At 72.0% G+C, this 19,645-nt stretch carries 20 protein-coding genes; 7 read left to right on the top strand and 13 right to left on the bottom strand.

Translation table 11 applies throughout. The annotated features are described in order from the left end of the window. Positions 1 to 8 precede the first annotated feature (8 nt). Positions 9 to 1,091 (bottom strand): fatty acid desaturase family protein, encoded by a 1,083-nt coding sequence (locus ACH47X_RS11665; RefSeq protein WP_397404386.1) that lies wholly within the window; start codon positions 1,089 to 1,091, stop codon positions 9 to 11. 62 nt (positions 1,092 to 1,153) lie between these two features. Beyond that, the gene (locus ACH47X_RS11660; protein WP_397404384.1) at positions 1,154 to 2,440 is read right to left on the bottom strand and encodes a sensor histidine kinase; all 1,287 of its coding nucleotides are present in this window, start codon (positions 2,438 to 2,440) and stop codon (positions 1,154 to 1,156) included. A gap of 91 nt (positions 2,441 to 2,531) precedes the next feature. Here ACH47X_RS11660 and ACH47X_RS11655 point away from each other — a divergent pair, with 91 nt between their 5' ends. Further along, on the top strand, positions 2,532 to 3,215 hold the full coding sequence (locus ACH47X_RS11655; protein WP_397404382.1) for a response regulator: 684 nt from the start codon (positions 2,532 to 2,534) through the stop codon (positions 3,213 to 3,215). 4 nt (positions 3,216 to 3,219) lie between these two features. Here ACH47X_RS11655 and ACH47X_RS11650 read toward each other — a convergent pair whose 3' ends face one another. The 3 genes from ACH47X_RS11650 to ACH47X_RS11640 all read right to left on the bottom strand — a co-directional run bounded on the left by ACH47X_RS11650 (position 3,220) and on the right by ACH47X_RS11640 (position 6,704). Then, positions 3,220 to 5,640 (bottom strand): ATP-binding cassette domain-containing protein, encoded by a 2,421-nt coding sequence (locus ACH47X_RS11650; RefSeq protein WP_397404380.1) that lies wholly within the window; start codon positions 5,638 to 5,640, stop codon positions 3,220 to 3,222. Between the two features lie 162 nt (positions 5,641 to 5,802). Beyond that, complete coding sequence (locus ACH47X_RS11645; protein ID WP_397404378.1) at positions 5,803 to 6,234, bottom strand: VOC family protein; 432 nt, start codon at positions 6,232 to 6,234, stop codon at positions 5,803 to 5,805. A 5-nt stretch (positions 6,235 to 6,239) separates the two neighbouring features. Further along, on the bottom strand, positions 6,240 to 6,704 hold the full coding sequence (locus ACH47X_RS11640; protein ID WP_036962128.1) for a helix-turn-helix transcriptional regulator: 465 nt from the start codon (positions 6,702 to 6,704) through the stop codon (positions 6,240 to 6,242). Between the two features lie 338 nt (positions 6,705 to 7,042). Between ACH47X_RS11640 and ACH47X_RS11635 the strand changes: the two genes are divergently transcribed. Beyond that, complete coding sequence (locus ACH47X_RS11635) at positions 7,043 to 7,765, top strand: AAA family ATPase (RefSeq protein ID WP_397404375.1); 723 nt, start codon at positions 7,043 to 7,045, stop codon at positions 7,763 to 7,765. A gap of 15 nt (positions 7,766 to 7,780) precedes the next feature. Here the strand turns inward: ACH47X_RS11635 and ACH47X_RS11630 are convergent, their stop codons facing one another. After that, complete coding sequence (locus tag ACH47X_RS11630) at positions 7,781 to 8,368, bottom strand: carboxymuconolactone decarboxylase family protein (protein WP_397404373.1); 588 nt, start codon at positions 8,366 to 8,368, stop codon at positions 7,781 to 7,783. Positions 8,369 to 8,463: 95 nt separating this feature from the next. Continuing rightward, the gene (locus tag ACH47X_RS11625; protein WP_036962120.1) at positions 8,464 to 9,486 is read right to left on the bottom strand and encodes an LLM class flavin-dependent oxidoreductase; all 1,023 of its coding nucleotides are present in this window, start codon (positions 9,484 to 9,486) and stop codon (positions 8,464 to 8,466) included. Positions 9,487 to 9,598: 112 nt separating this feature from the next. Here ACH47X_RS11625 and ACH47X_RS11620 point away from each other — a divergent pair, with 112 nt between their 5' ends. Beyond that, positions 9,599 to 9,793 (top strand): hypothetical protein, encoded by a 195-nt coding sequence (locus ACH47X_RS11620; protein WP_397404371.1) that lies wholly within the window; start codon positions 9,599 to 9,601, stop codon positions 9,791 to 9,793. A 99-nt stretch (positions 9,794 to 9,892) separates the two neighbouring features. Here ACH47X_RS11620 and ACH47X_RS11615 read toward each other — a convergent pair whose 3' ends face one another. Further along, complete coding sequence (locus tag ACH47X_RS11615) at positions 9,893 to 11,269, bottom strand: NAD-dependent malic enzyme (RefSeq protein WP_397404369.1); 1,377 nt, start codon at positions 11,267 to 11,269, stop codon at positions 9,893 to 9,895. Positions 11,270 to 11,422: 153 nt separating this feature from the next. Between ACH47X_RS11615 and ACH47X_RS11610 the strand changes: the two genes are divergently transcribed. Beyond that, positions 11,423 to 11,944, top strand: coding sequence for a GNAT family N-acetyltransferase (locus tag ACH47X_RS11610; protein ID WP_397404367.1), 522 nt, complete (start codon positions 11,423 to 11,425; stop codon positions 11,942 to 11,944). Here ACH47X_RS11610 and ACH47X_RS11605 read toward each other — a convergent pair. Both ACH47X_RS11605 and ACH47X_RS11600 read right to left on the bottom strand, forming a co-directional pair. Then, complete coding sequence (locus tag ACH47X_RS11605) at positions 11,916 to 12,668, bottom strand: tyrosine-protein phosphatase (protein WP_397404365.1); 753 nt, start codon at positions 12,666 to 12,668, stop codon at positions 11,916 to 11,918. The genes ACH47X_RS11610 and ACH47X_RS11605 overlap by 29 nt on opposite strands. A 70-nt stretch (positions 12,669 to 12,738) precedes the next feature. Then, complete coding sequence (locus ACH47X_RS11600; RefSeq protein ID WP_397404363.1) at positions 12,739 to 13,827, bottom strand: MerR family transcriptional regulator; 1,089 nt, start codon at positions 13,825 to 13,827, stop codon at positions 12,739 to 12,741. 181 nt (positions 13,828 to 14,008) lie between these two features. Between ACH47X_RS11600 and ACH47X_RS11595 the strand changes: the two genes are divergently transcribed. Continuing rightward, positions 14,009 to 14,743: a hypothetical protein gene (locus ACH47X_RS11595; RefSeq protein WP_397404361.1), complete on the top strand. Its 735-nt coding sequence runs from the start codon at positions 14,009 to 14,011 to the stop codon at positions 14,741 to 14,743. 113 nt (positions 14,744 to 14,856) lie between these two features. Here ACH47X_RS11595 and ACH47X_RS11590 read toward each other — a convergent pair whose 3' ends face one another. Beyond that, the gene (locus tag ACH47X_RS11590) at positions 14,857 to 15,813 is read right to left on the bottom strand and encodes a ribonuclease Z (RefSeq protein ID WP_397404359.1); all 957 of its coding nucleotides are present in this window, start codon (positions 15,811 to 15,813) and stop codon (positions 14,857 to 14,859) included. A 79-nt stretch (positions 15,814 to 15,892) separates the two neighbouring features. Continuing rightward, the gene (locus tag ACH47X_RS11585) at positions 15,893 to 16,228 is read right to left on the bottom strand and encodes a hypothetical protein (protein WP_036959738.1); all 336 of its coding nucleotides are present in this window, start codon (positions 16,226 to 16,228) and stop codon (positions 15,893 to 15,895) included. Positions 16,229 to 16,435: 207 nt separating this feature from the next. Between ACH47X_RS11585 and ACH47X_RS11580 the strand changes: the two genes are divergently transcribed. Then, positions 16,436 to 17,782 (top strand): hypothetical protein, encoded by a 1,347-nt coding sequence (locus tag ACH47X_RS11580; RefSeq protein WP_397404357.1) that lies wholly within the window; start codon positions 16,436 to 16,438, stop codon positions 17,780 to 17,782. Between the two features lie 74 nt (positions 17,783 to 17,856). Here ACH47X_RS11580 and galE read toward each other — a convergent pair whose 3' ends face one another. Continuing rightward, positions 17,857 to 18,879 carry a UDP-glucose 4-epimerase GalE gene (gene galE / locus ACH47X_RS11575; protein WP_397404355.1) on the bottom strand — a complete coding sequence of 341 codons (1,023 nt, stop codon included), beginning with the start codon at positions 18,877 to 18,879 and terminating at the stop codon, positions 17,857 to 17,859. 61 nt (positions 18,880 to 18,940) lie between these two features. Between galE and ACH47X_RS11570 the strand changes: the two genes are divergently transcribed. Beyond that, positions 18,941 to 19,642, top strand: a complete 702-nt coding sequence (locus tag ACH47X_RS11570) for a LysE family translocator (protein ID WP_397404619.1) — start codon at positions 18,941 to 18,943, stop codon at positions 19,640 to 19,642. The last annotated feature ends 3 nt before the right edge of the window (positions 19,643 to 19,645 follow it).

Raw genomic sequence — 19,645 nt, 5'->3', positions numbered from 1 at the left:
ACTCCGGGTCAGCGGTACTGCGCGACGATCGGGCAGTCCATGGGGTCGGCGTAGCCGAGGCCGACGCGGTTGAGGTAGCGCACGATGATGCCGTAGGACTCGATCAGGCCGGTCTCGGTGTACGGGATGCCGCGCTCGGCGCAGAACGCCTGCACGATCGGGCGCACGTGGCGCAGGTTGACGCTGGGCATCCGCGGGAAGACGTGGTGCTCGACCTGGTAGTTGAGGCCGCCCATGGCCCACTCCACGAAGCGGCCGCCGCTGATGTTGCGCGAGGTGAGGACCTGGCGGCGCAGGAAGTCGATGCTGGTGTCCTTGGGCAGCAGCGGCATGCCCTTGTGGTTGGGGGCGAAGGTGGCGCCCATGTAGACGCCGAAGACGGCGAGCTGGACGACGAGGAACGCGAGGCCGAGGGCCGGGCCGAGGGTGAGGAGCACCAGGGCGGGGAACCCGATGAGGCGGACGGCGAGCAGCACGCTCTCGACGGCGCGGTGCTTGATGCCGGGTGTGGTGGCAAGGGTCTGGACGGAGTTGGCGTGCAGCACGGGGCCGAACAGGGCGAGCATCGGGAAGAACAGCCAGCCCTGGCGGCGGGTGACCCAGCCGAGGAACCCGGTGCGTCCCGTCTCCTCCCCCGGGACGAACACGAGGGCGCCGGTGGCGATGTCGCCGTCCTTGCCGATCACGTTGGGGTTGCCGTGGTGCTTGTTGTGCTTGCGGTTCCACCAGCCGATGCTCAGGCCCACGAAGAGGTTGCCGACGATCCGGGAGAACCACTCGTTGTGCCGGCCGTGGGCGAAGATCTGCTGGTGCCCGCCGTCGTGGGCGAGGAACGCGCCCTGGGTGAAGACGACGCCGAACAGCGCGGCGACGGCGAGCTGCCACCACGTGTGCCCGAGGGTGAGCAGCAGTGCCAGCGCGATCCCGAAGGCGGCGGCGAGGGCGATGGTGCGGCCGACGTACCAGCCGACGCGGCGCTCCATGAGGCCGGCGGCGTTCGCGCGTTCGACGAGCTCGAAGTAGTCGTTCGTCTGCGCGTTGCGGGCCGTGCGTCGTTGGCGGGCCGGGCGGGGCGGGGCTTCGGTCGTCATGTGCGTCAACCTAGGAACCTGGCTTGTGGTGGCGCGTCCCCCGCAGGAGCCAATCTCACCCCCTACGCAGGTAGTGGGTCGGTGTCCTCGACGGGCAGGGTCGCGGTGATCTCGAAGCCGCCGTCGAGCGTGGGGCCCGCTGAGACGACGCCGCCGAGCGCGGTGACACGCTCGCGGATCCCGGCCAGGCCCAGGCGGGCGCCGGGGGTGGGCTCGTCGTCCCGGTCCGGCGCGGTGTTGGTGACGGCCACGCGCAGCTCGTGCCCGTCGTCGGTCACCGTCACCGTGATCGCGGACCCGGGGGCGTGCCGCAGGGCGTTGCTCAGGGCCTCCTGGACGACGCGGAACGCGGTCAGCCCCACGACCTCGGGTACGGCGCTCTCGTCGGCGTCGGCACCAGCATCCTCGCCGGTGCCGCGCGGGTGGGCTTCCCGGTAGGTGATCTCCACGCCGGAGGCACGCGTCGACTCGATCAGCCCCGTGACGTCGGACAGCGTCGGCAGCGGCGCGGTGGGCGCGGTGTCGTGGCCGCGCAGGATGCCCAGCAGGCCGCGCATCTCCCCCAGTGCGCGGCGCGAGGAGGCGGCGATCTCCTCGAACTCACGCTGCACCGCCTCGTCCAGGCCGGGCTGGCGGTAGCGCGCCGTGGACGCCTGGACGGTGATGACCGACATGCTGTGCGCGACGACGTCGTGCAGCTCGCGGGCGATCCGGTTGCGCTCCTCGAGCTCGCGGCGCCGCCCCGTCTCGGTGGCGCTGAGCCGCTCGGCCTGCTCCATGCGCAGCACGCTCAGGCTCCACAGCCGCACCAGCACGCCGAACAGGGCGAAGCCGCCGCTGAGGGAGACCAGCACGACACCGTTGGCGAACGCGCTCGGGTGCCCGCCGTCGCTCAGCGCCGCCGGGGCCAGCACGGTCAGCATCGCGCCGGCCAGCCACAGGGAAGCGGCCCAGTACCAGGAGTGGCGCAGGGCCAGCACGAACACCGTCAGGCAGTGCGCCAGCAGCACGGTGACCGGCCACGGCCAGGGCCACTCCGGCGGCGCCCCCGCGGTGACGACCGCCAGGGCCGCGGACCCCGCGATCGAGGCACTCAGCCCCGCCCACGGCCAGCGCATCGCCAGGATCGCGGCGGCGCAGTCGACCAGCGTGAACGCCATCGCGGCAGCGGGGTGCGTGCCGTAACCGGAGGCGGTGACCGGCCAGCCGACGGCGACCAGCGTGACCGCCGCGATCGAGACCAGCGACCACAGCCACACGACCTCACGCCGCGCGATCGAGACCGCACTGACGTCCAGCCGGGTCAGGGAGCGCAGCCGTCGTCGCCGCGTCTGAGGTGGGTGATCCATCCTGAGCAGGCTATGCGCTCCCCCGCGCCGGGCGCGTCCCTCGTACGAGCGACCCGGCGTCATACTTTCGTCTCTCGGTTAGGTTGTCCCCATGCCAGCCTCCGACGTCGCCCACGACATCCGCGTGCTCATCGTCGACGACCAGTCGATGATCCGCGCCGGGTTCGAGGCCCTCCTGAACGCGCACGAGGGCATCACCGTCGTCGGCACCAGCGACGACGGCGCAGGCATCGCCGACGTCGTGCGCCGCGTGCAGCCCGACGTCGTGCTCATGGACATCCGCATGCCCAAGGTCAACGGTCTGGACGCCGCCCGCACCGTCATGGGCCTGCCCGGCACCCCGCCCAAGGTGATCATGCTGACCACCTTCGACGCCGACGAGTACGTCTTCTCCGCCCTGCGCGCCGGCGCCAGCGGGTTCCTCCTCAAGGACTCCCCGCCCGAGGAGCTGACCCACGCCGTCCGGATCGTCGCCGCGGGTGACGCGCTCCTGTCTCCGCGCGTCACCCGCGCCCTCATCGCGGACTACGCGGCCCGCCCCGCCGTGCCCGCCTCGGCCGAGGTCAGCCTCGCCGGGCTGACCGACCGCGAGCTCGACGTCATGAAGGCCGTCGCGGCCGGGCGGTCCAACGCCGAGATCGCCACCGAGCTGCACCTGGCCGAGCAGACCGTCAAGACGCACGTCTCCCGCATCCTGAACAAGCTCGGCCTGCGCGACCGCACCCAGATGGTCGTCAGCGCCTACGAGTCCGGCCTGGTCCGCCCCGGCCGCTGACACCTCACGGGTTGCCGACGTAGCGGGCCAGGTGCTCCCCGGTCAGGGTCGCGTCCCCCGCGACCGCCTTGGCCACCAGGTCGGCCGGCGTGCCCTCGAAGACGACGCGGCCGCCGTCGTGCCCGGCCCCGGGACCGAGGTCGATGATCCAGTCGGCGTGCGCCATGACGGCCTGGTGGTGCTCGATCACCACCACGGACTTGCCGGACTCCACGAGGCGGTCCAGCAGGGCCAGGAGGTTCGCGACGTCGGCCAGGTGCAGGCCCGCGGTCGGCTCGTCCAGGACGTACACGCCGCCGTCCTCGGCCAGGTAGGTGGCGAGCTTGAGGCGCTGGCGCTCGCCGCCGGACAGCGTGGTCAGGGGCTGACCGATCTTGAGGTACCCCAGGCCGACGTCGGCCAGGCGCGCCAGGATCTTGTGCGCGGCGGGGGTGCGGGCCTCGCCGGCGGAGAAGAACTCCTCGGCCTCGGCCACCGACATCGCGAGGACCTCGGCGATGTCCTTGCCGCCCAGGCGATACTCCAGGAAGGCGGCCTGGAACCGCTTGCCCTCACACTCCTCGCAGGTGGTGGCCACGGTGTCCATGAAACCGAGCTGGGTGTAGACGACACCGGCGCCGTTGCAGGTGGGGCAGGCACCCTCGGAGTTCGCGCTGAACAGGGCGGGCTTGACGCCGTTGGCCTTCGCGAACGCCTTGCGCACCGGCTCGAGCAGCCCGGTGTAGGTGGCGGGGTTGGAACGGCGCGAGCCCTTGATCGCGGACTGGTCCACGACGACGACACCGTCACGCCCGGCGAGGCTGCCGTGGATCAGGGAGCTCTTGCCCGAGCCCGCGACGCCCGTGACGACGCACAGCACGCCGAGCGGCACGTCGACGTCGACGCCCTGCAGGTTGTGGCTGCTCGCGCCACGGATCTCCAGGGCGCCCGTGGCGGTGCGCGGGGACTCCTTCAGGGTCGCGCGGTCCTCCAGGTGACGTCCGGTCAGGGTGTCGCTGGCGCGCAGCTCGTCGACCGTGCCCTCGAAGCAGATCGTGCCACCCGCGCTGCCGGCGCCGGGGCCGAGATCGACGACGTGGTCGGCGATGGCGATGGTCTCGGGCTTGTGCTCGACGACCAGCACGGTGTTTCCCTTGTCGCGCAGCTGCAGCAGCAGGTCGTTCATGCGCTGGATGTCGTGCGGGTGCAGACCGATGGTCGGCTCGTCGAACACGTACGTGATGTCGGTCAGGGCGGAGCCGAGGTGACTGATCAGTTTGGTGCGCTGCGCCTCACCGCCGGACAGCGTGCCCGACGGCCGGTCCAGGGACAGGTAGCCCAGGCCGATCTCGGTGAACTTGTCCAACAGGTTCTGCAGGTTGCCCAGCAACGGGGCGACCGACGGCTCGTCCAGCTCGCGCACCCAGTCGGCGAGGTCGCCGATCTGCATGGCGCACGCGTCGGCGATGTTGATGCCCCGGATCTTCGACGCCAGGGCGGCCTGGGCCAGGCGGGTGCCGCCGCAGTCCGGGCAGGTGATGAACGTGACGGCACGGTCCACGAAGGCCCGCAGGTGCGGCTGGAGGGCGTCGCGGTCCTTGGCGAGCATCGAGCGCCGCACCTGGGGCACCAGGCCCTCGTAGGTCAGGTTCGCGCCGCCGATCTTGCGCTTGGTCGCGTCCCGGTACAGGAAGTCGTGCCGCTCGGTCTCGGTGTAGTCGCGCACCTTCTTGTCACCGTCCAGGTACCCGGACTCGGTGAAGAACCGCACCGACCAGCCGCCCGCCTTGTAACCGGGCACGGTGATGGCGCCCTCGTTGAGCGACTTGTCCTCGTCGACCAGCTCGCTCAGGTCGATGTCCGAGACCGTGCCCCGGCCCTCGCACCGCGGGCACATGCCGCCGTGGTAGACGGCCTCGCGCACGATCTGCTTCTCGCCCGTGGCCGACGTCATCACGCCGCTGGCCTTGCGGGCCGGGATGTTGAACGAGTACGCCACCGCAGGACCGGCCGACGGCGTACCCAGCCGGCTGAACAGCAGCCGCAGCAGCGCGTTGGTGTCGGTCACCGTGCCGAGCGTGGAGCGCGGGTTGGCCCCGAGCCGCTCCTGGTCCACCACGATCGCCGTGGTCAGCCCCTCCAGCAGGTCGACGTCGGGCCGCGACAGCGACGGCATCATGCCCTGCACGAACGCGCTGTAGGTCTCGTTGATCATCCGCTGCGACTCCGCGGCGATCGTCGCGAACACCAGCGAGCTCTTGCCCGAGCCCGACACCCCGGTGAACACCGTCAGGCGGCGCTTCGGGATCTGCAGGTCCACGTCCTTGAGATTGTTCTCCCGGGCGCCGTGCACGCGGATCAGGTCGTGGCTGTCGGCCGGGTGGGTGCCGGACGACGTCGCGTCCACTGGGGTGGTCGTGCTGGTGGTGGTGCTCGCCGCGTTCATGCTCGGCCTTCCGTGGTGGTACGTGATGCGGATACGAGGGGTCGGTCTTCGGCGACCGGCCCGGTGTCGTCGGTCAGCTCGGTGTCGGACGGTCCGGCGTCGGACGTGCCGACCGAGGCCGCCCGGAGGTAGGCCGCCAGCCCTGGGACGCACATGCGGGGCTCAGAGCTGCTTGATGCGGACGGTGTTGCCGGCCGGGTCGCGGAACGCGCAGTCGCGGAAGCCGTACGGCTGGTCCACGGGCTCCTGCATGACCTCGGCCCCGGTGGCCTGCACCCGCTCGAACGTCGCCTCCAGGTCGGTGGCGCCCAGGATCACGGCCGCGTAGGTGCCCTTGGCCATCATCTCCGTGACGGTGCGGCGCTCGGCGTCGGTGACCCCCGGGTCGGCCCCCGGAGGGGTCAGCACGATCGAGGTGTCCGGCTGGTCGGCGGGACCCACCGTGATCCAGCGCATGGCGCCCTGCCCGACGTCGAGGAAGGCCTCGAAGCCCAGCGCGTCCCGGTAGAACGCCAGCGACGCCTCCGGGTCCGTGTGCGGCAGGAACGTCTGGTGGATCGTCAGGCCTGTGCTCTTGCTCGTCTGTGTGCTCATGAGCGTCACGTTAGGTCCGGGCGTGGGGGTTGCGCTTCTCGATTCCTGACCGGCCTGGTCACCTGCTTGGCGATGCACGCGGGCAGGCCCGCGGGGTCGACCTCCGTGGACCCGAGCTGCGGGTCGTTGCGGTAGACGCTCGGCGGCACCCCGACCAGCTCGGTGAACCGCGTGCTGAACGTGCCCAGCGACGAGCAGCCCACCGCGAAGCAGACCTCGGTCACGCTCAGGTCGCCACGGCGCAGCAGCATCATGGCCCGCTCGATCCGCCGGGTCATCAGGTAGCTGTACGGCGACTCGCCGTAGGCCGCCTTGAACTGGCGCGACAGGTGCCCCGCCGACATGTGCACCCCCGCCGCGAGCGCCGCGACGTCCAGGGGCTGGGTGTACTCGCGGTCCATGCGGTCGCGTACCCGGCGCAGGAGGGCGAGGTCGCGCAGGTGGTCGGCGTCGACGGCGTTGTTCGTCACGCAGGCGATGCTGTCATGCGGTGGCGCCCGGCTCAGGTGCGGGCCGGGAGCGAGCGCAGGAACGTCACAACACGTCCGTGGTAACACCGCAGGTAAGAGCGCCCGACCGGGAACAAATCGGGCCTTGTCGCACGTTGTGAGAGCAGCAATGAGCAACTGTCCGATGGCTGTGGCCCAGGGCTCGTCCCAACCTGTGGTGTGCGTCGGCGCACCCGTGTCTCCCTGGCTCGGCAACCCGGTCCGCGCACCCCGTCCAGCGCTCTCTCAGGGCGCTCCCGGTGGTTCCGGATCGGCTCGCGCGATGCTGCTCACCCGGCCCCCTACGTATGGAGGACCACGTGACAACACCCGCCCCACTCCTGCGTCCTGCCCCCGACTCCCCGGATGATGCTCACGGCCTCGCGCCGGGGGTGGTTCCTGACCGTGTCGCGGACCGGGTCCCCGGCCCTCTGATGATCGTGGTGGGCGGTGTTCCGGGGGCCGGCAAGAGCACTTTGCTGGCCGGCGTCGCCGCTGACGTGCCCCGCGCGCTGGTGCTCGACCCGGACCGCTACCGGCGGCGGATCGCCGCGCGTCTGCCGTCCTGGGTGCCGTACGGCAGCTACCGATGGCTGACGCACACCCTGCACGCCGTCGCGACGGTCCTGTACCTCGTGGCTGGTGCGCGGCGGGGCCGGCCGTTGCTGGTGCACGACACCGCCACCCGCGAGCGCCGTCGGGAGCTGCTGGGCCTGGTGGCGCGGCTGTGCGGGTGGGACCCGGTGCTGGTGGCCGTGGACGTGTCGCTGGCGGAGGCGTTGGACGGGCAGCTGGACCGGGGTCGCGTGGTGCAGCCGGACGAGTTCGTGCGGCACTGGGAGCGGTGGACGGCGCAGCGGTCGCTGCTGGCGGGGGCGCGCGGAGGCGCGCGTGGTCCCTGGTCGGCGGTGCACCTGATGGCGCGGTGCGACGCGTTCGGGCAGGTGCGTGAGCTGGTGCGGCGGCGTTCGGTCGTGGTGGCGGCGAGCCGGCCGGCGCCGGGTCCGTCCGGTGGCCGGGCCGCGAACCCCTGCGCGGCCTAGCGGCACCTGCGCCGCCTAGCGGCCGTCCGACGTCGGCAGCCCCGTCAGCAGGGCCTCGCGGAGGCTGTCGGGCAGGTCCGGCGGCACGTCGGGCACCACGGCCAGGGCGTGCAGCGCGCGGCTGAAGTAGTTGCGCGCTGCCGCGGCCAGGACGACGTCGACGATCTGCCGGTCGTCCAGGCCCAGCTCGCGCAGCCGCAGGGTGTCCTGCTCGGTGATCGCGGCCGAGTCGCCGCTGATCTTCTCGGCGAGCTCCATGGCCGCGACCTCCAGCTCGGTGAGGCCGGCGGCGTGGTAGTCGAGCGCGATGCGTTCGAGCTGGGCGTCGTCGAACACGCCGCGGGACTTGCGGCCGTGGGCGAGGCGGCAGGCCTCGGAGCCGATGGCGCCCGCGGCGGCGAGGGTGACCAGCTCGTACAGGCGCAGGCCGATGCTCTGCGCGACGGCGCCGGTGAGATCCTCGAACGCCTGGTGCGCCCGGGGGTTGGTGGCCATGACGCGGGTGTGGCTCGGCACGTAGCCGAGGGCGTCGAGGTCCCCGGCGTACCGCTCGGCCCAGGCGCCGGTCGCCTGGGCGGGCTCGGGCGTGCGGATGATGCTCATGTCCGTCAGAGTCCCACCGCCGGGGCGGGGCCGACAGCGGGTGGGCGGGTGAGATCCTCGCCCACCCGCTGTCGGCCCGGCCCCCGCAGGGGGCGTCAGCGCCAGCCGAGCGCGGGTGCCACGTGCTTGACGATGTTCTCGATCACGTGGGCGTTGTAGTCCACGCCGAGCTGGTTGGGCACGGTCAGCAGGAGCGTGTCGGCGGCCTCGATCGCCTCGTCCTCGCGCAGGTCGTCGATCAGGGCGTCCGGCTCGCCCGCGTAGGTCTTGCCGAACCGGGCCGGGCCGGTGTCGAGGTGGCCCACCTGGTCCTCGCTGTAGACCTCCATGCCGAAGTACTGCCGGTCACGCTGATCCGTGATGGGGAAGATGCTGCGGCTGACCGACACGCGCGGGGTGTGCTCGTGCCCGGCCTCGGCCCAGGCGTCGCGGAACCGCTGGATCTGCTCGGCCTGCAGGCGGTGGAACGGGATGCCGGTGTCCTCCGTGAGCAGCGTGGAGGACATGAGGTTCATGCCCTGGGCCGCGGTCCACTCGGCCGTTGCCCGGGAGCCCGCACCCCACCAGATGCGCCGGCGCAGCCCCTCGGAGTGCGGCTCGATGCGCAGCAGGCCCGGCGGGTTGGGGAACATGGGCCGTGGGTTGGGCTCGGCGAAGCCCTCGCCGTCGAGCGCCTGGAGGAACCGGGCGGTGTGCTCGCGTGCCATGTCGGCGCCCCCGGCGTCCTTCGGGGCGGGCTCGTGGCCGAAGTACCGGTAGCCCTCGATGACCTGCTCGGGTGACCCACGGCTGATGCCGAGCTGGAGCCGCCCGCCGGAGATCAGGTCCGCCGCACCGGCGTCCTCCGCCATGTACAGCGGGTTCTCGTACCGCATGTCGATGACGCCGGTGCCGATCTCGATGCGGCTGGTGCGCGCGCCGACCGCGGCCAGCAGCGGGAACGGCGAGGCGAGCTGCCGCGCGAAGTGGTGCACCCGGAAGTAGGCGCCGTCCGCGCCCAGCTCCTCGGCGGCCACGGCCAGGTCGATCGACTGCAGCAGCGCGTCCGACGCCGAGCGGGTGCCCGACGTCGGGTGCGGTGTCCAGTGACCGAAGGACAGGAACCCGATGTTCTTCACGCTGACCTCAACTCTCCCGGGCGGTCCGTCCCGTCCCGCGACGGGAGGAACGTTCCCGAACCGTTATCGGTACCGGGGCATCGTTTCCGACTCCCCGGGCGTCTGTATCAGTGTGAGCAACAACGACGCCTTCCTCGACCGCACCACCTCCGCGCAGCCCGGCCACTTCTACGGTCGCACCCAGCCGGAGCCCGTGCGCTGGTGGATCCCCCTGGTGGCCTCCACCGGCGCTCTGCTCGTCCTCGTCCTGGGTACCGCCGCCGTCGTCAGCGGCATCGTGAACCAGGCGATCGGCAGCATCGGCTGACCGTCCCCCAGGGGCGCCCAGCGCAGGAGGCCCGGCCGGACGGCACATCGCCGTCCGACCGGGCCTTCGTCGTGCCGGGACGGACGCCCGGCGCGGAGCTCAGACCTGCTTGCGCACCGCGTCCGCCACGGCGTCCGCGACCCGGTGGTCGAACACCCCGGGGATGATGTACGCGCTGTTCAGCTCCTCCGGCGCGACGACGTCGGCGATCGCGACCGCCGCCACCCGCAGCAGCTCCGTGGTGATGTCCGTGGCGCCCGTGTCGAGCAGCCCGCGGAACAGACCCGGGAAGGCCAGCACATTGTTGATCTGGTTCGGGTAGTCGCTGCGCCCGGTGGCCACCACCGCGGCGGTCTCGGCCGCCTCCAGGGGGTCCACCTCGGGGGTCGGGTTGGCCAGCGCGAACACGATCGCGTCCTGCGCCATCTGCGCCACGTCCGCACCCGACAGGATCCCGCCCGCCGAGACCCCGACGAACACGTCGGCGCCCTTGAGCCCCTCCTGCAGCGTGCCGGAGAACCCGTCGACGTTGGTGTTGTCCACCAGCCAGCGCCGGTGCGGGTCGTCCGTGACCACGCCCGGGTGCAGCGCGCCGCCCCGGCCGAACGCCACGATGTGCCGCGCGCCCTGGGCCTTCAGGAGCCGGATGATCGCGTTGCCCGCCGCGCCCACGCCGGACACCACGATCCGCACGTCCGCCAGGTCCTTGCCCACGACCTTCAGTGCGTTGACCAGCGCCGCCAATACCACGATCGCCGTGCCGTGCTGGTCGTCGTGGAACACCGGTATGTCCAGCTCGGCCCGCAGCCGCGCCTCGATCTCGAAGCAGCGCGGCGCCGCGATGTCCTCCAGGTTCACGCCGCCGTACACGGGCGCGATCGCCTTGACGATCCGCACGATCTCGTCCGTGTCCGTGGTGTCCAGGCACACCGGCCAGGCGTCCACGCCGCCGAACTCCTTGAACAGCGCCGCCTTGCCCTCCATCACGGGCAGCGCCGCCGCCGGGCCGATGTCGCCCAGACCCAGCACCGCAGTGCCGTCCGTGACCACCGCGACCGTGTTGCGCTTGATCGTCAGCCGGCGCGCGTCCTCGGGCTTGTCCGCGATCGCCAGGCACACCCGCGCGACCCCCGGGGTGTACGCGCGCGACAGGTCGCGCCGCGTCTTGAGCGGCACCTTGTTCGTGACCTCGATCTTGCCGCCCAGGTGCATCAGGAACGTCGAGTCGCTCGACTTGAGCACCTCCGCGCCCTCGACGGCGTTGACGGCCGCCACGACCCGCTCGCCGTGCTCGGCGTCGATCGTGTCGCACGTGACGTCCACGACCAGGCCGTGCGACGTCGAGTGCGCGATGTCCACGCCCATGACCGCCGCCCCGGCGTCGGCTACCGCCGCTACCACCGTGCTCGTGGCGCGCTGCGAGGCCGCCACCTCCACGCGCAGGGTGATCGTGTAGCTCGGGCTGGGCAGCGACATCGTCGTTTCTCCTCGGTCTCCGGACCTCGTCGGCCGGGCAGGCGGCGCGCGGGCGTGCGCGCACCTGGAGATTCCTACCCGCAGAACGTGACGTGCGCCACACGGGACCGCCATCCGGACGGCGCACCCGCGAGCGCCCCGCAGGATGGGCACGTGAACGTCTCCCCCGACTCCCCCGCCCGTGACGACGTGCTGCGTCTGCTGGACGAGCACCTGACCGACATGTTCGCCACCTCGCCCGCCGAGAGCGTGCACGCCCTGGACCACGCAGCGCTCCTCGCCCCGACCATCACGTTCTGGACCGCGCGGGACGACGACGGCACGCTCCTGGGGTGTGGTGCGCTGAGCCGGCTGGACGGCCCCGACGGCGCGTACGGCGAGATCAAGTCCATGCGCACCGCCGCTCCCGCGCGGGGCCGTGGCGTCGCCTCCGCGCTGCTGGACGCCGTGCTGGCCGAGGCTCGGCGGCGCGGGTACCCCCGCGTGAACCTCGAGACCGGGACGGAGGACTACTTCGCGCCGGCCCGCCGCCTGTACGCGCGCCACGGGTTCGTCGAGTGCGACCCGTTCGGCAGCTACGTCCCGGACCCGAACAGCGTGTTCATGACCCTGGAGCTGCCCGCCGACCGGCCGGACGAGAGCCCGGCTACCGCAGGAGCGTCCGCAGGCTCGTGATCCGCGCCTGGCCCAGCCCCGCGTACCGCAGGTAGGCCACGGGGTCCAGGTCGGCCAGCCACTCCAGCAGGGCCGCGCGGCGCTCGCCGACCCGCTCGTCGAGCTGGCGGGCGGTCCAGGTCTCGCCGCGATGCTGCACCCAGGCGCCCCGCTCCACGTCGTAGGCGATGCCGCCCCCGCGGTGCGTGGTGCCGCGGAACGCGCGCTCGTAGTCGCGCGCGATCGCCTGGTGCTCCACGCCCGTCAGCGACAGGAGCAGGGCGGTGATCATGCCGGTGCGGTCGCGGCCGGCCGCACAGTGCACCAGCACGGGCCCGGGGGCGTCGGCGATCGCGCGGAACACGCCGGCGAACAGGTGCGGGTACATCGCGATGTTCGGCGCGTAGGAGCGCGGGTGGTCCAGCCAGGGGCCGCACGTCTCCAGGAAGTGCGGGTCGCCGGGGTCCTCGGTCGGGGTGTGGTGCGTGACGACCTCCCAAGGGCGCTCCGCGTCGGGCATCAGGCTCCGCGCCTGCTTGACCTCGGCGGGGTTGCGCAGATCGACGACGGTCGTGAGCCCGTCGTCGATCGCCTCCGCCCAGCCGGTGGTCGTCATCGGCTCGGGCGCGCCGGACCGCCAGACGCGGCCGCGCACGGTCACGTCGCCGTCCTCCAGCGGGAGGCCGCCGAGGTCCCGGAGGTTGACGGCGCCGTCCCAGACCTGGAGGTTCACCGGGTTGCTCATGCCCGGCATCGTGGGTGGGTGTCCACGGGCAGGTCAACGGGTAGAACTGCCCGTGGACAGCGGGATCAGGTCAGGCGTCCAGGTCGACGACGACGAGCGCGTAGTTGTCCGGGGCGCCTGCCGTCTCGACGGCGTCGGCGATCTGCCGTGCGACGTCGTCTGGGGCGCTGGGGGTCGTCAACAGGTCCGCAAGGTGCCCGGGCTCCAGGACGGCGTGGACGCCGTCGCCCGTCAGCACGATCCGGTCGCCGGGGCGCACCGGCGTGGCGGTCAGGTCCGGTCCGTCGTCGGAGTGCCCGCCGGTGCCGGCCGGTACGAGCGCGCGGTTCAGCAGGCTGCGGTCCTGGTGCGAGCGGGCCTCGTCCTGCGTGAGCCGGCCCTCCTCGATGAGCGCGGTGACGACCGTGTGGTCGCGGGTGAGCTGGTCGGCGCGACCGTCCCGCACCAGCCACAGCCGCGAGTCACCGACGTGGGCGCTGAACAGCGTGGACCCCACCAGCAGCGCGACGGTGGCCGTGGTGCCGAAGTGCCTGGGGTCGGTGAGTGCGGCGGCCTCGGCGTCGAGCGCCCGCTGGGCCTTCGCGAAGGCCGTCCGGAGCGCGGCGGCGGGGTCACCATCGGCGGCGGCCCAGGACTCGTCCAGCGTGGCAAAGGCATCGACGGCCAGCCCGGCGGGCACGGGGCTGCCGTGCGGTCCGAACCCGTCGGCGACGACGAACAGCGAGCGCCCGGCGTGGAGCGCGTCCTGCTGGGCGGGGCGGGCGCCCTGGCCGAGCCGTGAGGCGCTGCGGTGGGTGAGGGTGGGGCCGGTGGTGGGCATGCTGGTCTCCTTCGTGCGCAGGTGCTGGACGACGGATGCGACGATGTCGCGGCGCGAGGCGGTGTCGGCCTCGACCTGGCGCCAGTACGCCCGCACCTGGTCGGCCGCGACGCCTGCAGGCGCGGCGGCGACCCCACGGATGCGGGCCAGGGGCATGCCGATCAGGCGCAGTTGCGCCACCAGGCGGGCCCGGTCGAGCTGGGCGGGCGCGTACCGGCGGTACCCGCTGAACGCGTCCACGTGGTCGGGGCGGAGCAGGTCGAGCTCGTCGTACAGGCGCAACGCCTTGGGTGTCAGGCCGGACCTGCGGGCGAACTCGCCGATGCTCAGGTGCTCCACGTCGTCATCCTCGTCCCCGGCGACGGTCGCCGGTGCCCAGGAGCGTGGGTGTTGCCCCAGGGTGAAGGTCAAGGCTTGCGGAGCGCCGTTGCGTATAAGCAACAAGATGCTTCAACAGATGCCAAACACTGCTACTCCTGCGAGCCTGGCACCGTTCAGTTCCAGCTCCGAGGAGTCATCGATGGCCGCCCCCACCCTGACTGCGACCCACCATCGCGCGGTCGCCAACCTGCTCAGCCCGCCGCGCCTGGCACCGTACCTGCGGGCATCGGGCGGCAACCTGAGGGCGGCGCTCAAGCTCTACCAGTGGAACGTGGAGATGTCCTCGGCCGTGTACATGATGCTGCACCTCGTCGAGGTGTTCCTTCGCAACTCGATCGACAAGCAGCTGCGTGCGTGGAACGCGACCCAGATCAATCCGCAGACCTTGCGGCCGCACGGCAGGGACTGGCTCCTGGACCCGTCGCATCTGGTCGAGCGGGTCGTGCGACGGGACGAGATCGACAAGGCCGCGCGGCGGGCGAGGCTCGCGGTCAGGGACTCCGCGACGAGCCGGCGCCCGGTGACACATGACGACGTGCTGGCACAGCTGGCGTTCGGCACGTGGCGTTTTCTGCTACCGGGTCGGGATCCCGGGCGGCAGCTGCTGTGGCGGGAAGCGATTGGCGGGGCCTTTCCCGGGCTGAGGCGCCCGGTGCGAGACCTGGTCCGTGACGTCGATCGCCTGCATCGTCTTCGCAACCGCGTGGCGCACCTCGAGCCTCTGCTCGTGGTCGCGGTCGTGAGCCTCCAGCTCAAGGCTGCCCGACGGGTACTGCGAGAGATCGAACCCTCCGCGGAAGCGTGGCTCGTCTCGCAGCAGCAGGTCTCGACGGTGGCTGCCCAGCAGCCGGTAGCTGCCCCCAGAAATGCCTAACGGCCCCCTCAGTGAGAACTGAAAGGGCCGCGGCCGAACTGTTAACCGGGAGACCTGCCCCGGCTTTCGTGCACCAGTCTAGACCACCGGCTCGGGCTGTGCGCGGCAGGACTTCACCGCCGCCGCGGCACCGCCACCCGGTCCAGGTCGGCCGCCACCGTGAGCTCGCCGTCGAACACCGTGCGGGCCTCGCGCTCGAACTCCGTCGGGTCGGTGTAGCGCTGCGAGAAGTGGGTCAGCACGAGGCTGCGCACGCCGGCCTGCGCCGCCACGGTAGCGGCCTCCAGGGCGGTCAGGTGCCCGTGGTCGTGCGCGAGCCCGCTGTCACGGTCCAGGTAGGTCGACTCGATGACGAGCAGGTCCACGCCGTCGGCCAGGCGCCGCACGGCGTCGCACAGCCGGGTGTCCATCACGAACGCGAACGACTGGCCGGGGCGCGGCTCGCTGACGTCCTCCAGCCGGACCAGGCCCCGCGCGGTCCGCAGCGTGCCCTCCTGGGCGAGGCGTCCGACGTCGGGCCCTGAGATGCCCGCGGCGGCCAGGCGCTCCGGGACCATGCGGCGGCCGGCCGGCTCGTCGAGCCGGTACCCGTAGGCCTCCAGCGAGTGGTCCAGCCGCGCCGCGCTGAGCACCGCCGGGCCGTGCATCTCCCCCGGCACGCGACGCACCTCCCCGTCGCGGCTCAGGCCCTGCAGCGCGAGGCGCTCCTGGTGGTAGAACGCGGTGGCGTCGCACAGGTTCTCGACCCAGCGGCGGCCCGACTCCGGGAACACGATCGGGATCGTCTGCGGCACGGCGTCCAGGCTGATGCGCTGCACCACGCCGGCCAGGCCGAGACTGTGGTCGCCGTGCAGGTGCGTGAGCGCGATGCGGGTCAGCGCCGTCGCGGAGATGCCGGCGTACAGCATCTGGCGCTGCGAACCCTCGCCCGGGTCGAACAGGATGACCTCGTCGTCCCAGAACAGCACGTAGCCGTTGTGGTTGCGGGTGCGGGTCGGCACCTGGCTGGCGGTGCCGAGGGCCACGAGCTCACGGCTCGAGACGCGGTGGTTGGCCGGACGCTGGAACACGGTCGCATTGTGTCCCGGGGCGCGGCCTGCGGCACGGGAAAAACTCCCGATAAGGCCAAGGTCCTTAACTTTCCAAAGATCACCCGCAGCCCGGCAAGACGTTCAGCGGGTCGCAGCCGTACCTGGCCTGGGCGAGCAGGAGCACGGCGTACCCGAACCCGGCAAGCATGGCCCCACCCACCAGGATGTTCAGCACCGGATAGGCCCCGCCCTGGATCGCCGGGGTCAGCGCGAGCCCTGCGCCGGCAAGCAGGCAGCCCAGTGCCACAATGGTGATCGGGCTGGTCAGGGCGTCGGAAGTGGACAGCTGCAGCCAGCCGAACCGTTCCCCGACCAGGACGAGCGCGACGTACGGAAGAGCGAACGCGAGCGCCGCGATGGCGCGCCAGTCCATGATCGAAAGCTTTGCCAGCATCCTGACCTCCCCTTGTGCACCGCCCAGGCGGTGGCCAAACACCCACCGTAAGTGTTAATAATCGGGGGGCGGTCCGCTATCTTTGGTAGTGATTTTCACAGAATCCGACATATTCGTACGATCTCCACTTTCAGGACTCTCGCTCAGATGGCACCCTGTGGCGCGTCGTCGCGCCAACGGCGGCACGGCGGTCGAGAAAGGACGCGCATGGCGAGGGACGAACGCGTGGGCAAGCCCGCGTACGCAGCGGTGTCGACCCGGATCACCGGAATCCAGCTTGCCGGGGCACGACTACGAGAGATCGCCGTCGTCCGGATCGACGAGCGCGGCGGCGTGGTCGACGAGTGGTCGGCGGTGCTGCACCCCGACGGCGCGTGGATCGCGCTGGCCGACGTGGCCGCCACCCTCCGCGAGCGCCTGTCGCAGATGGCGATCGTGACCCACAACGGCCGGCTCGGCATCGAGGTCCTGCGCGCGGAGCTGTCCCACCTGGGCTGGGAGCTGCCCACGCTCGCCCAGCTGACGATCATCGACGCGAGCTACCACTACCTGCCCGGCCTGGTGCACCGCCGCCTGTCGGACTGCTGCACCGCGGCAGGTGTGCCGTTCGAGGGCGGTCAGCCGAGCTCCGGCCCGCTCAACGAGGCGCGGGCGGTCGCCGGACTGCTGGCCCGGTTCGTGCAGAGCGCGAGCGGCCTGCCGGACCTGCCCGAGCTGCTGCAGGTCACGCTGCGCGCGTGGGTCTACCCGTGGCCCGAGGGCCCCACCCGCACGCCCGGGCCCCCGCGCCCGTGGCCGGGCCGTCGCGGCCGGAGTGTGCTGACGACGCTCGCCGGCCAGCCGCTGGCCGACGCGATCGCGGCGGTCGCCGACGTGCGCACCAACGGTTACCTCTCGCTCGTCGCCGAGACGCTCCAGGACGGCCGCCTGACGCCGCAGACGGCGTCGGGCCTGGCCGAGGCCGAGCCGCTCTACCGGCTGACGCCGGAGGCGGCCGCCGACATCCGCAAGAAGTTCTTCGACGCGCTGGTGCACCAGGCGATCGAGGCCGACCGGTACCACCTGGAGGCCCGGCAGGAGCTGTGGCGCGTCGCGGACACGCTCGGCTGCTCCCGGGAGTCGGTGATCGAGCCGATCGTCGAGGCGACGCCCGTCGAGTTCCCCAAGCTGGTGGACGAGTCGGGTGCCAAGAAGCCGACCGATGGGCGCCGCTCGTCGTCCCCGGCGCAGATGCGCGCCTGGGCCATCGCCAACGGGTTCGACGTCGAGGGCTACATCCGGCTGCCCTGGTCCATCGTGCGGGCCTTCGAGGAGGCGCACGCCGAGCCCGTCGACCGCGCGATGCGCCAGACCGTGCGGGAGGAGCCGTCGGCCAGCGAGCGCGCGACCCGCAACGACTCGCGGTCCGCCCTGGGACCCGACCAGCGGCCCATCCCGATGCCGGCGCCGCGGACCAACCCGCGGCCGTCGCGCACCACGGACCCCGACGAGGGCGTTCCCCAGCTCGAGTTCGACCGGCTGGAGACACCGCCGATCGGCAACCCGCTGGTCTGACCAGCGACGACGTGGGGCCCGCAGCCGGTGGCTGCGGGCCCCACGCGTGCTCGGGCCTGCTCAGGCAGGCGGCCTCAGCTGCCGGGGAACCCCTCGGGGTTCTGCGACTGCCACCGCCACGTGTCGGCGCACATGTCGTCGATCGTCTTGGTGGCGTGCCAGCCCAGCTCGGTGTTGGCGCGCGTCGGGTCGGCCCAGAACGCGGGCAGGTCCCCGGCCCGGCGCGGCCCGATCTCGTAGGGCAGCTCGCGGCCCACGGCGCGCTCGAACGCCTTGAGCAGCTGCAGCACCGACGTGCCGGTACCGGTGCCCAGGTTGAACGCCCGCGCCGGCTCGGCCATGTCGTCCAGGTGCTCCAGGGCTGCCACGTGCCCGGCGGCGAGGTCGGTCACGTGCAGGTAGTCACGCTCGGCCGTGCCGTCCGCGGTCGGGTAGTCGCCCCCGAACACCGTGAGCTTGTCCCGGCGTCCCACCGCGACCTGCGCGATGAACGGCATCAGGTTGTTCGGGATGCCCTGCGGGTCCTCGCCGATGTCCCCGCTCGCGTGCGCTCCGACCGGGTTGAAGTAGCGCAGCAGCGCCACCTTCCAGCCCTCGGAGATCTGCGCGATGTCCGACAGGACGCGCTCGATCATCACCTTGGTCTGCCCGTACGGCGAGGACGACGACAGGTACTCGTAGTCCTCCGTGTACGGCACCGGGGCCTTCTCGCCGTAGACCGTCGCCGAGGAGGAGAACACCAGCTTGGTGACCCCGTACTTCGCCATCGACGCCGCCAGGGCGAACGTGGAGTCGAGGTTGTTGCGGTAGTAGTCCAGCGGCCGGGCGACCGACTCCCCCACCGCCTTGAACCCCGCGAAGTGGATCACGGCGTCGATGTGCTCGTGCGCGAACAGCCGCTCGGTCTTGTCGGCGTCGGTCAGGTCGAAGGCGTGGAACGGGATCTCCCGGCCCGCGAGTGCCTCCAGGCGACCCTGGACGGAGGGCTTCGAGTTGGAGAAGTCGTCGACCACGATGACGTCGTGACCGGCGGCGACCAGGGCAAGGACGGTGTGCGAGCCGATGTAGCCGGCCCCACCTGAGACGAGAACGCGCATGGCTTCCAAAATACCGGCTCGTTCGCCCGGTTCGGGCACTGGTACGTTCGCGCGCGTGACGATGCCCGAGGCGATGCTCCTGTTCGCGCTGGTCGCGATCCCCCTGACGATCATGCCGGGCCTGGACAGCGCGCTCGTGCTGCGGACCGCCGTCGTCAGCGGCCGCGGGCACGCCTACGCGACAGCGCTCGGCATCAACATGGGCACCCTGGCGTGGGGCGTGGCTGCCGCCGTGGGCGCGACGGCGGTGCTCGCCGCCTCCGAGACCGCCTACCGGGCGCTGACCCTGGCCGGCGCGGCCTACCTCGCCTGGCTCGGTGGCCGTCTGCTGTGGACCAGCTTCCGCCCGGGAAGCTACGACGCGCTGCCGGACGGCGTCGTCCCCGGCGCCGCCTCGTCCGGCACGGCCCTGACCGACGTCGTCCGGCCGGTCGTGACCCGGTCCCGGTGGCGCTCCTTCGCGGTCGGCGCCACGACCAACCTGCTCAACCCCAAGGTCGGGGTGTTCTACCTGGCCACCATCCCCCAGTTCCTGCCCGACGGCGTGCCGCACCTGCTCATGGGCGTCCTCCTGGCAACCGAGCACAACGTCCTGGGGCTGGCCTGGCTCGGCCTGCTGATCCACGCCGCGGGGCTCGCCAAGCGGTGGCTGTCCGGGCGCGCGATCGCCCGCGTCACCGACCGCGTGACCGGCGTCGTGCTGCTCGGCTTCGGCGGCCGCATCGGGTGGAACGCCCTGACCGGGCAGGCCCGCCCGCTCTGACGG

Origin of the sequence: Promicromonospora kroppenstedtii, from assembly GCF_044389675.1 — a bacterium.
Lineage (GTDB): Bacteria > Actinomycetota > Actinomycetes > Actinomycetales > Cellulomonadaceae > Promicromonospora > Promicromonospora kroppenstedtii.
The sequence above is the reverse complement of the archived record's forward strand: the minus strand, read 5'-3'. Positions and strand labels throughout refer to the sequence as shown.